The organism is Allobosea sp. UNC402CLCol, assembly GCF_000745475.1.
Taxonomy (GTDB): domain Bacteria; phylum Pseudomonadota; class Alphaproteobacteria; order Rhizobiales; family Beijerinckiaceae; genus Allobosea; species Allobosea spartocytisi.
Map to the genome: position 1 here is coordinate 631,464 of NZ_JQJJ01000010.1, position 11,589 is coordinate 643,052.

Genomic DNA, 11,589 nt, shown 5'->3' on the forward strand with positions numbered 1-11,589 from the left:
AGCCACTCAGTCTTTCAAGGCCTCGACGCCGCACCATTCCGCCACGAACAGCGCCATGGCGCCGGTGATGCGCTTGACCGAGGCGAGGCTCACCCGCTCGTCGAAAGCGTGGATGCCTTCACCCGAAGGGCCGTAGCAGAGCGCCGGAATCCGGTCGTAGAGCGCATGGACCCGGGCATCGAGATAGGCCGCCGTCATGAAGGATTTCAGCGGCTTGCCGATGGCGGCCTCATGCGCCCGGCCGAGAACGGCCTCGGCCTCGCTGCCCGGCTCGAGCACGTAGCCCTGGGCCCAGAAGCCGTTGAAGGTCACCCTGGGGGGATTGTTGGCGAGGAAGGCATCGGTACGGGATACGGCACGGATGCAGTCTTCGATACGCCGGGCCGTCTCCTCCGCGGTCACGCCTGGATAGAGCCCGACGCGGCAGTCGACGCGGCACCAGCACGGCACGGAGGAAGCCCAGTCGCCCCCCTCGATCTTGCCGATGTTGAGGTTGATCGGGTGCCGCTCGTCCTCGAAATGCGGGCGCCCCGCCTTCTCGGCGTTGAATTCTTCCTCCAGTTTCCGCAGCGCGGCAACGACGCGATAGGCGGCGTCGATGGCGTTCGCGCCAGTCCCCATCTCGCGGACATGGGCCGGCACGCCGCGCACCTCGAACTGAAACCAGAGCACGCCGATATTGGCGCGGGCGAGCATCTCCTGCTCCGGTTCGGGGATAAGGGCCGCATCGGCGCGGTATCCCCGCAGATGGGTCATCAGCGCGCCGTTGCCGGTCGATTCCTCCTCGACCACCGATTCGACATAGACCGTCGCCGCCGGCTGCAGGCCGATGCGCCTGAGCGCGTCGAGGCAGGCCAGGTTTGCTCCGGCCCCGGCCTTCATGTCGGCGCTGCCACGGCCATACATCCAGTCGCCTTCGATCACCGGGTCGAACGGGGCGTGGGTCCATTGGTCGCGCGGCCCGGCCGGAACTACGTCGACATGGGCCTGGAGGATGAGCGAGCGCCCCCGTTCCGTGCGCGGACGATGGATGCCGACGACGATCGGAGCCTCGGAATGGCTGTCGGAGAAGGGCGCACCGCCCGGATGGGCCGCAATCGCCTCCCGGTCCATCGCGAAGCGTTCCATGGTGAAGCCGCGGTCCTTCATCGCCCGGAAGACGAAATCCTGGACGGTATGCTCCTGCCCGCGCGTCGAGGCGAAGCGGACGAGATCCTGCGTGTAGCGAACCTGTTCGTCGAAGCCCTCATCGACGGCAGCGAGAATCCTGTCGCGCAGGGCAGGGTCGAGGGACATGCTTGCTCTCCGTCCAAATTGCCAAAGATCGGCTTCGCCCGCTGACGGCCGGCCTGGAAATCTACGGCCCCGCGCCGCGGCACGAAGCCCCAAGCCGGCATGTAAGGCCTGCGCCTGACGCAACCGGGGTTCCGCAGGATCAGCCGATGCGGCAAGACGGTCACCGCCCGGACAGGGCGATGCCGATGCTAACAGCCGCAGCCCACATGCTCGAACCAATGAGCCGTCGCGTCGGCCAGGGCCGGCCAAGCTGCCTGCATCTTTCGGAAACCCGGCAAATGGCGCCGAAACATTTGCCGGAGTTCCGCCTGAAGCGCCGTGAGGTCTATGCCGGTTGGTTCACCATCGCGAACGATACAGCGTCCGGCGACCACGACATCGCGCACGCAATCGATGTTGCCGCGGGCGAATAGCAGGTCGAGGGGGTCGACAGGCATGATCGCGTCGCGATCGAGATAGTCCAGGTCGATCACCGTGAAATCGGCCTGAGCGCTCGCGACGAGCTCGCCGGAGCCCGGCGCTCCGGTTGCCCGTCGGCCATTGCGAATGGCGAGCCCGAGGAATTCGGCACGACTCCAGTTGCGCCTGAAGCCGAGCCCGTCATGAGCGAGCTGGACGAGGCGCATCTCGCGGATCACATCGTCATCCTCGTCCAGGGCCGCACCGTCGACGCCCACCGCAATGGCGCAGCCGCGCCGATGGGCCTCCGCGATCGGCCCGAGGCCCGAATGCAGATGCAGGTTCGAGCTGAAATTCGTGACAATCGTCGCGCCGGATTCGGCGATCATGTCGAGCTCGTCCGGCCGTGCATGGACGCAATGGGCGAGCGTCAGGCGCTCGGAGAGCAGCCCGATCTCCTTGAGGTAGCGCATGATCCCGCCCGGGAAGGTCCGGTCGGCCCAGGCGCGCTGGTAGATCGTCTCCAGCATGTGCATGTGCACGCGCCGTCCGGTCGTGGCCGAGCGCTCGGCGATGGCTTCGAGCAGCGCGGGCGAGCACCATTGCACGCCGGCCGGACCGAACTGGACATCGACCAGCGGGCCTGCGATCGCGGCATCGATCTCGTCGATCAGATCGAGATAGTCCGAGGGCCGCGTGGGCGGCCTGACGAAGAGATCCTCGACCGGCTGTCGCGCCTCGGCTGGCAAGGCATCGAGCACGGCGGCGCTCTCGCCATAGACGAGCGGGTTCTGGTCGCGCACGGCCAGTGCGAAGGCGATGCGGATGCCGACATCCGCCGCGGCTTTGGCGATCTGCCGGGCTTCCGCGACGATCGGCATCGTGCCGCTCGGACGGGTGTAGTGGACCATCATCGCACCGCAGCCCGAGCGGGCGCTGCGGGCGAGCGAGACCGCGGCGGCGAGATAGGGATCGGGCGGCGTTCCGAGGGCCGAGCGCAAAATCCAGGTTTCGAGCGGCAGGTTGGCCGCGCCGAAGGACGTCATGCTCGGCCGGGCATGGTCGTGCGCGTTGACGAGCGCCGGGATGACCAGCCGGCGCGGGCCGGAGATCGCAGGCTGATCGACCAGGACGGCGTCGATCACGCCGTCCTGATGGTGAAGCGAAGCGTTCGCGACGAGCTCGCTTCCGTTGAACAGGCTCGTCGCGAAGGTCGCTTCGGTCATGGCGTTTGCTCCGCCGGATCAGTTCGCCGTGTAGACCAGCTCGCGCTCGCTCTTCGGCGGCAGGAACTGGCGCGAGAAGATCTCTTCCGGCTTCGGCGTGCGCGCGAGCTGGTAGCCTTCCACGATGATGCCGATGGCGCGTGTCATGCGGTCATCCTTGGTGTCGCCGATGCCGATCTCCTTCATCTCCGGCGAGACGATCAGCTCGCTGAACGAGTATTGCAACCGGCGCTTCTCGACCTTCTCGTCGACGAGGTTGTCGAAGTTCATCACACTCTTCATGCCGAGCGCCTGATCCTTGGCGATCTCGATCATCGCCTTGTTGGTGGCGCGCACGAGGCCGGCAACCGCCTTCGGGTTCTCCTTGATCAGCTTCTGCGAGACCATCAGGCCGTTCGAGTAGAGGTCGAGCCCGTAGTCGCCGAACATCAGCCAATTGAAGTCTTTGTCCGGGTCCTGGCGATTGAGCACGAGGTTGAAATAGCTCGTGATGTTGAAGATCAGGGCGCCGTCGATGTCGCCCTTGATCAGCAGCGGCTCCTGCAGGTTCGGCGCCATGTTCGACAGCTTGACCTTGGCCATGTCGACATTGTTCTTGCGCGCAAAGACCTCGAGCAGACGCGTCGTCGGCGTACCCTGCGACCCGCCGAGCGTCTTGCCTTCGAGATCGGCCGGCTTGGTGATCCCGGTCGCCTTCTTGCTCGAGATGGCGAAGGGCGGGCGGTTCCAGATCATGTAGACCATGACCGGGTTCTCCCCCGGCTTGGCGGCGGCGTTCTGGATGATGGCGTTGACATCGCCGAATCCGGCATCATAGGCGCCGCCCATGATGCGGGTCACGGTCGCGCCCGAGCCCTCGCCCTGGTCGATCACGACGTTCAGTCCCTCGGCCTTGTAGTAGCCCTTGTCGCGGGCGACGAAGAAGGCGGCATCGGAGCCCTGCGTTTTCCAGCCGAGCGTGAACTTGACCGTGGTCTCCTGCGCCAGCACGGAGCCGGCGAAGGCGAGGCCGGTGAGCAGCGTCGCAGCGAACGTCTTCAGCATGATTGTTCTCCCCTCGTGAAGTGGTCAGGCGGCGGCGAAATCGTTCTTGCGGGTGGCCCAGCCGGTGACGCGCATCTCGATCAGCGAGAAGGCGACGTAGAGCGCGACGCCGAGCCCCGCGAGGATGAACAGCCCGGCGAAGACCAGCGGCACATTGAAATTGGAGGATGCGGTCATCATCACGTTGCCGATGCCGCGATTGGAGGCGACGGTCTCCGCCAGCACCGTGCCGACGAAGGCGTAGGTGATGGCGACCTTCAGCGAGGCGAAGAAGAACGGCATCGTGCGCGGCAGACCGACATTCCACAGGATGTCGAACTTGCTGGCGCCGAGCGCCTTCAGCACGTCCTCCATCTCGGGCTCGGTGGTGGCGAGGCCGGTGGCGATGTTTACGACGATCGGAAAGAAGCAGATCGAGAGCGAGGTCAGCACGGCGGGCACCGTGCCCGAGCCGAACCAGAGCACGAAGATCGGCACCACCGCGACCTTCGGGATCGACGAGAAGCCGATCAGCAGCGGGTAAGCGGTGTCATAGGCCGTGCGCGAGACGCCGATGATCGCGCCGAGCACGACGCCGAGCGCCACGCCGAGGACGAAGCCGAGCATCGTCGTCGCGAGTGTCTGGAGGATATGCGGCCACAGGACCGGGAAACGCTGCACCAGCGTCGCAAGGACCTGGCTCGGCCGCGGCAGGATCAGGTCCGACATGCCGGAGATGACGCAGAACAGTTCCCAGCCGACGAAGAACAGCAGGATCAGCCCGGCCGCCCAGAACCTCCGCTTCAGGTTGATGGACATGTCAGGCGCTCCCTGCTGTCTGGGCCGAGCGGGCATCGACGATCAGCTCGCGCAGGCGCTGGTTCAGCGCCACGAAATCCGGCTCGAAGGTCATGGCGATGCTGCGCGGCCGCGCGAATTCGACAGGGCTGTCGTCGAGGATGCGGCCGGGCCGGGCGCTCATCACACAGATCCGGCTCGCCAGGAAGCCGGCCTCGCGGAGGTCGTGCGTCACCAGCAGCACGGTCGGGCGATGCGCCAGCCAGAGCTCCTGCAGGATCGCCCAGAGCTCCTCGCGGGTGAACTGGTCGAGCGCGCCGAAGGGCTCGTCGAGCAGCAGCATGCGCGGCTCGTGGATCAGGGCCCGGCAGAGATTGGCGCGCTGGAGCATTCCGCCGGAGAGCTGCCAGGGATATTTGCCGGCAAATCCACTGAGCCCGACCTGGGCGAGCAGCCCATGCACCTTGTCGCGGAAACCGCCGCGTTTTTCCTGCCTGAAACGCGAGCGAAAAGGCTCGACGATCTTGAGCGGCAACATGACGTTCTGTTCGATCGTCAGCCAGGGCAGCATGGTCGGGTTCTGGAAGGCCATGCCGATCCTGAGCGCCTTCGCCGCGATCTCGCGCCCGCCGACGATGACGGCGCCGGTGCTCGGCTGCACCAGCCCGCTGACCAGCCGCAGGATCGTCGACTTGCCGCAACCGGACGGTCCGACAAGCGCGACGAACTCGCCGTCGGGAATGCGCATCGTCGTCTCGGAGAGAGCCGGCACGGCGCTTGCTCCGCTGCCGAAGGTCACGGAGGTCTGCGACAACTCGACCGCCAGCGCCGCGCGTGTCGGCGAAGCAGGTTCGGGCGGCGCGCCCTTGACGATCGCGAATTTCATATGGGCTTGGCTCATAAGAAAGTGCATGCAATTGCAATGCCATTCTGTATCCGATGGGCAACTGAACGTAGGCCGGTTGCCGTCGAGATGCTCCCACGCCGTGCCCCAGCGCCTGGTGGCGCGAAGTTCCGCACCGCATGCATTGCGAAGCGGGCCGGCTAAGCGCTAAGACGGGCCGTCGAAACGGATGACCGGCGATGGTGCGTGACAGGGGCGAGAACGGCTCGTCAGACAAGGTCGGGACGATCTGCCGTGCGTTGCGTCGCGCGATTATCGAGCAGGCGCTGGAGCCTGGCGCCAAGCTGCCCGAGGATGCGCTTGGCGAACGTTTTGGCGTCAGCCGCACAATCGCGCGCCATGCGCTCGGGCAGCTCGCGGCCGAAGGCCTGGTCGAGTTGCGTCGTAACCGCATCGCCGTGGTGGCTACGCCGAGCTGGCAGGAAGCGCGCGATACATTTGACATCAGGATCGAGCTGGAGCGGCTCGTGGTGCGCCAGCTTGCCGGGCGGCTGAGCAAGGCCCAGCTCGCAACCCTTCGCGGCCATGTCGATGCGGAGGATGCGGCGCGCGGCGGGCCGGATGCGGTCTCGATCCGGCTTGCCACCGAGTTCCACGTTCTGCTCGCGACGATGACGGAGAGCCCGGTCCTGATCCGCTATGTCAGCGAGATCGCCTATCGTTGCTGCCTGACCCTGTCGCTGTTCAGTCGGCCGCATTCATCCGAATGCGCGATCAATGAACACCGCCTGTTGATCGACGCGCTCGAAGCGGGCGATGGCGAGAAGGTTGCGAGCCTGATGCACCATCATCTCGATTCCGTCGCGGAGCGGGCCCTGGTGGCGCAGGCGAAGCCGCGTGGGCGCGACATTATGGATATCCTTGCCCCTTATGCCGACATGACTCCCGCGCCGGCCGGCGGGCCGGGCCGCAAGCGCCGCCTGGACGCCGCGGAATAGCGGATCGGGCGACGTGCCGCGCTGCTGCAGGATGCGCTCGGCGCTGCCGTTCTGGACGTCCATCCTCCGCCCATGATGCCGGCGGTTCGGCATATAAAGTGCATGCATGTTTTTTGCCCATTGAATACCAGTCCGTAAGCAGATTCATGCCGACCGACAGCGCTCTCGACCTCGTCTTCCGCCAGGCCGTCATCCCCGGCCAGAGCCAGCCGCAGGATATCGGCGTGCGAGCCGGCAGGATCGCAGCCATCGCACCACGGATCACGTGCGATGCGCCTGAGGTCGTCGTCGGTGGCCGCGTGGTCATGCCGGGTTTCGTGGAGAGCCATATCCATCTCGACAAGGCATGCCTGCTTGGTCGCTGCGAGCATAGTCGCGGCGGCCTTGCCGAGGCGATCGCTGCGGTCGCCGCCATGAAGCGCGACTTCACCGAGGCCGACGTCTACGAGCGCGGCGCGCGCGTGATCGAAAAGGCGATCGCCAAGGGCACGACTCGCATGCGTACCCATGTCGAGGTCGATCCGCGCGTCGGTCTGCGCAGCTTTTCGGCGATCAAGGCCTTGAAGGTCGACTATGCCTGGGCGCTGGATCTTTCGATCTGCGTCTTTCCGCAGGAAGGGTTGACCAACGATCCCGGCACCGAGGCGTTGCTCGTCGCGGCCCTGCGCGGCGGCGCCGACCTGCTCGGCGGCTGCCCCTATACCGATGCCGATCCGACGGCACAGATGGCCAGGCTCTTCGCTCTCGCGCGGGAGTTCGACGTCGATCTCGACTTTCACCTCGATTTCGACCTCGACCCGAGCTGGATGCATCTCGACGAGATCTGCCGCCAGACAGAGCGGCATGGCTGGGGCGGTCGCGTCGCGATCGGCCATGTCACCAAGCTTTCAATGGTGGAGCCCGCGACGCTGGCCGCCATCGGCTCTCGTCTCGCCCGGTCCGGCGTCGGCCTCACCGTGCTGCCGGCGACCGATCTCTATCTCACCGGCAGAGAGGTGACGCACGCGCGGCCGCGTGGAGTAACGCCGGTGCATCTGCTCATCGAACAGGGCGTGGTCTGCACGGTCGCGACGAACAACGTCCTGAACCCGTTCACGCCGTTTGGCGATGCCTCGCTGCTGCGTATGGCCAATCTTTACGCCAACGTCGCGCAATGCGGGCCGGACCGTTTCCAAACATGCCTCGATCTCGTCACGTCGCTTCCGGCCCGGCTCTTGCGGCTCGGCGACTATGGCATCGCGCCCGGCAATCCCGCCGACCTGATCATTCTTGATGCCACGACGGCAGTCGAGGCTCTGGCCGAGATCGCGGAGCCCGTCGCGGGCTACAAGCGAGGGCGTCTGAGTTTCGAACGGCCGCCCGCGCGATTGAACGGGCCTGAGACAAGACGTGCGCTCTAGCCACGATGTCTGATCGGCCCTGCCGACCTCAGCGCGGTCAGCGGCGAATTCCGGCTCCAGTAAAATCGACGCTTCGGAGGGCTTGATCCGGAGAGAACGCGTCCCAAAATCATGGCAGTCGCCGACAGCGAGAGCGCGCTGGACGCGGCGATCAACCAAACCGGATCCATGTTGCTTCCAGGAGGATATGGCTATGGCAATGTTGGCACTCGCTCCCCACCAAGGGAGGGCTGCATGAGGACATCCGACGACTTCGAGAGGCCGGTCGTGATCCTGACCGGACTCGGGCATCCGGCGGCGATCGGCTCTGCAATGGAGGCCTACATGTTCCTGGCCGACTGGCCGGCAAGCCGACGCGATGCGGTCCACGGCTTCGCGCTGAAGGCCTGCCTGGCGGCGATCCGCGGCGAGATCGAGCCGGATACGGCGCGCGGCCTGTTCGCGTCATGGGCGGAAAAGCACGATCTTCTCGCGCCCGACATCGCCGCATTCGCCGGCAGCCGGAGGGAAGGCTCGCGCGGCCGCGCCTGACCAGGAGCCCGGCATCGGCCAACCGGAGCTTGATCCTCTCGCCCGTCAGAGACGCGGGCATTGGGAGCTTGCCTGAAAGCTGACGCTCCCAATGAGAGGTCTGATTTCCGGTGCCGACCCAAGTCGCGCGCTGAGGATGTCCGCTTAGAGATCGCTGTCGACTGTAAGCTTCGCCGGCGATCTGCCGGGCGTCAGTCGTCCGCTACGGACAGTCCCGCGAGAAGCGGAGCGTAGGCGGCGAGCCTGCGGGATACGAATTCGGTGAAGAGCCGCACACGCTTCGTCTTGCGTGTCTCCCCCTGCGTGAGAAGCCAAAGCGTCCCATGCATGGGCAGGTCGGTGCCCGGCACTCTCACCAAGAGAGGGTCGGCATCTCCGACGAAGCACGGCAGCTTCGTCATCCCGATCCCTTTCTGCACGGCGGCGATCTGCGTCTCGGCGTCCGGGGTCCTGAACGGAACTTCCGTGGCGTGAACCTCTCCCGCGCGGGCCCAGGCCGGGAGACCCTGATTGTCTATGACGATCCACCGGATGGGATCAGGCGCGCCCGCACGCCGCGCGGCCAGCCGTTCACGAGAGATGTAGACGCCGCTGAACAGTTCCGGTCCCATCAGGCCGTGCAGATTGAGCGGCAGGGTCTTGCGGTCGGTGACGATGCGGATCGCGACGTCGGCCTCTCGGTTGGTCAGATTCGCCACCTCGCCGGTCGACGAGATTTCCATCTCGATGTCCGGATGGAGATGCGCGAAGTCGGCGAGATCCGGCATGAGCAGATGTGTGGCGAGGAACGGCGGAAGCGTCACCCGCAACAGCCCGCGCGCGCTCTGGTCGCGACCGAAGACGCGCGTCTCCAACTGGTGCGACGACGCTTCCATCTGTTCCGCGAGCTCGAGGACCTCCTCGCCCGCCGCCGTCAGGCGGTAGCCCGAAGGCAGCTTTTCGAACATCTGCGCCCCGAGGCGTTCCTCGAGCTGAGCGATGCGTCGCAGCACGGTCGAGTGATTCACCCGGAGATGCTTGGCGGCAGCCCGCACCGAGCCTCCGCGGGCGGCGGCAAGAAAGTAGCGAACGTCATCCCAGTCGATCATGGTGCAATCCGGCACCGCGCGGCGCCCCTTCCAAAGCTCGGATTCAACATATCGACCCGCATCTCGATTGTTGGTGGTCGGGGCGGACATCATAGCCCATGCCGACAGGCGCGTGCCAATTCCGAACGGCGGGCACCGATCGTCGCGGCTGGCGTCAGTTGCCCGTCTGGATGAATTTCGCACCACCGATCTGCGCGCTTCCGCACTCAACGCCCGACCCCGGCAGACCCATCTCGAGGCTCTCGGGGAACTTCCCCGATCAGTCAAAGATGGAGCCTGAAGGAAAAGTCATGGGAAAGCTTGAGGGTAAGGTTGCAGTCATCACGGGTGGATCGAGCGGCATGGCGCTGGCGAGCGCCAAGCGGTTCGTCGAAGAAGGCGCCTATGTCTTCATCACCGGCCGGAGGCAGGAGGCGCTCGATGAGGCCGTCGGGCTGATCGGCCGGAATGTGACCGGCGTGCGCGGCGACGCGGCCAATCTCGACGACCTCGACCGCCTGTTCGATACGGTCAAGCGGGAAAAGGGCAGGATCGACGTCCTGTATGCGAGCGCCGGCACGGGCGAAGCCGTCCCGCTGGGCGAGATTACCGAGCAGCATTTCGACGCGACCTTCGGCCTGAATGCGCGCGGCACGCTGTTCACGGTGCAAAAGGCGTTGCCGCTGTTCAATGATGGCGGATCGATCTTCATGACCGGGTCGGTTGCTTCGTTGAAAGGCTTCCCCGGCTACAGCGTCTACGCCGCGAGCAAGGCGACATTGCACGCGTTCGCACGCGGGTGGCTCAACGAGCTGAAGGGCAGGAATATCCGGGTGAACGTGCTGCACCCCGGGCCGATCGCCACACCGATGCAGAGCCAGGTCCTCACCGAGGAGGCGAAGCAGATGTTCGAGTCCCTGATCCCGCGGGGAACGATGGGTCGTCCCGAGGAAATCGCGGCGGTCGCGCTGTTTCTGGCGTCAGACGATTCGAGCTTCGTGAATGGGCTGGAGTTGTCCGTCGACGGCGGCTTCTCGGCCATCTGAATTCGCGCCGGATCGCGGGAAGCGGCCGAGCGGCGGCAACCAGCGCGTCCCTGGTGGAACGACTTCCGTGCTGACGGCCGGCCCGGCCGCGCGGAAGTCGTTCACAGCCGGACGCCTACGCGCGGGTCGCCACACTGCGGAACGAAGACCCAGCGCCGTTGAAGGCCGGGGAAACAATACCAACAAGGATCGGAGACGTATGATGAGCTATGCGATTGTAGGATTCGGCAGGATAGGCCAGGCCCTCGCCCACGCCTTCGCCCGTAAAAACATCGATGTGACCGTCGCGAGCCGCCGGCCGCCCGAGGCGTTGGAGCCGCAGGCTCGGGCGATCGGTCCCACGGTCGTTGCCAAGTCGCTGCGGGAGGCACTCGAGGCCGACACGATCCTCTTGGCGGTCCCGTTCGGGGAGCATCGCGAGGTTGCGAAGGTCCTGCCGAGCTGGGAAGGCAAGACGATCATCGACGCGACGAACGCGTTTCCGGTCCCTGAAGAGCTGGGTGGTCTGCCGTCCTCCGCCTTTGTCGCGAAGGCGTTCACCGGCGCCCAACTCGTCAAGGGGTTCAATCACCTGGGTGCCGCCACCCTGGCGACCGATCCGGTCGTCGCGGGCGGCCACCGCGTCGTCTTTCTGTCTGGTGAGGACGAGGACGCGACCGCTCGCGTGGAGGCCCTGGCCAAACAACTCGGCTTCGCACCCGTCAAGTTGGGAAAGCTCGACGAGGGCGGCGCGCTGGTGCACGCACGCGGCCGCGTTTGGGGGCCGCTGATCTTCCAGGACCTGTTCAAGAAGGAGCCGTAATGGACTGTCTATTGGCAGATCGGGAAGCCATTGGGATGGATCCTGCGACGAAATCCGCTGACCAGAAGCCTGCGCGGCTCTCAGTTCGCCTTCGGTTGAACGTCGATATTGCGCTCGCCGACTTATTGCCGGAGAGCCACTGTCATTGTTCTGTAGCCG

General features: G+C 65.7%; 11 protein-coding genes. 5 read left to right on the plus strand and 6 right to left on the minus strand.

What is annotated here, in order from left to right:
* Nucleotides 1-6: 6 nt before the first annotated feature.
* From GY40_RS14845 to GY40_RS14865, 5 genes are all read right to left on the minus strand, one after another.
* Nucleotides 7-1,296: an ArgE/DapE family deacylase gene (locus tag GY40_RS14845; protein ID WP_038363448.1), complete on the minus strand. Its 1,290-nt coding sequence runs from the start codon at nt 1,294-1,296 to the stop codon at nt 7-9.
* A 188-nt stretch (nt 1,297-1,484) separates the two neighbouring features.
* On the minus strand, nt 1,485-2,921 hold the full coding sequence (locus GY40_RS14850; RefSeq protein WP_038363451.1) for an amidohydrolase family protein: 1,437 nt from the start codon (nt 2,919-2,921) through the stop codon (nt 1,485-1,487).
* Nucleotides 2,922-2,939: 18 nt separating this feature from the next.
* The gene (locus tag GY40_RS14855; RefSeq protein WP_038363453.1) at nt 2,940-3,965 is read right to left on the minus strand and encodes an ABC transporter substrate-binding protein; all 1,026 of its coding nucleotides are present in this window, start codon (nt 3,963-3,965) and stop codon (nt 2,940-2,942) included.
* Between the two features lie 24 nt (nt 3,966-3,989).
* Nucleotides 3,990-4,763, minus strand: a complete 774-nt coding sequence (locus GY40_RS14860) for an ABC transporter permease (protein WP_038363456.1) — start codon at nt 4,761-4,763, stop codon at nt 3,990-3,992.
* Nucleotide 4,764: 1 nt separating this feature from the next.
* Nucleotides 4,765-5,628: an ABC transporter ATP-binding protein gene (locus GY40_RS14865; protein ID WP_038364289.1), complete on the minus strand. Its 864-nt coding sequence runs from the start codon at nt 5,626-5,628 to the stop codon at nt 4,765-4,767.
* A 197-nt stretch (nt 5,629-5,825) separates the two neighbouring features.
* Between GY40_RS14865 and GY40_RS14870 the strand changes: the two genes are divergently transcribed.
* The 3 genes from GY40_RS14870 to GY40_RS14880 all read left to right on the plus strand — a co-directional run bounded on the left by GY40_RS14870 (nt 5,826) and on the right by GY40_RS14880 (nt 8,515).
* The gene (locus tag GY40_RS14870; protein ID WP_051988071.1) at nt 5,826-6,584 is read left to right on the plus strand and encodes a GntR family transcriptional regulator; all 759 of its coding nucleotides are present in this window, start codon (nt 5,826-5,828) and stop codon (nt 6,582-6,584) included.
* 146 nt (nt 6,585-6,730) lie between these two features.
* Entirely contained in the window at nt 6,731-7,984 is a 1,254-nt protein-coding gene (locus GY40_RS14875; protein ID WP_038363458.1) for an amidohydrolase family protein, read from the plus strand.
* 234 nt (nt 7,985-8,218) lie between these two features.
* Nucleotides 8,219-8,515, plus strand: coding sequence for a DUF982 domain-containing protein (locus GY40_RS14880; protein WP_038363461.1), 297 nt, complete (start codon nt 8,219-8,221; stop codon nt 8,513-8,515).
* Between the two features lie 191 nt (nt 8,516-8,706).
* On the opposite strand, the gene GY40_RS14885 is transcribed toward GY40_RS14880, so the two are convergent.
* The gene (locus tag GY40_RS14885; RefSeq protein WP_038363463.1) at nt 8,707-9,603 is read right to left on the minus strand and encodes a LysR family transcriptional regulator; all 897 of its coding nucleotides are present in this window, start codon (nt 9,601-9,603) and stop codon (nt 8,707-8,709) included.
* A gap of 290 nt (nt 9,604-9,893) precedes the next feature.
* On the opposite strand from GY40_RS14885, the gene GY40_RS14890 reads away from it, so the two are divergent.
* Both GY40_RS14890 and GY40_RS14895 read left to right on the plus strand, forming a co-directional pair.
* Nucleotides 9,894-10,628, plus strand: a complete 735-nt coding sequence (locus GY40_RS14890; protein WP_038363466.1) for an SDR family NAD(P)-dependent oxidoreductase — start codon at nt 9,894-9,896, stop codon at nt 10,626-10,628.
* Entirely contained in the window at nt 10,585-11,430 is an 846-nt protein-coding gene (locus GY40_RS14895; protein ID WP_248311173.1) for an NADPH-dependent F420 reductase, read from the plus strand. The genes GY40_RS14890 and GY40_RS14895 overlap by 44 nt, the downstream gene beginning before the upstream one ends.
* Nucleotides 11,431-11,589: the final 159 nt, after the last annotated feature.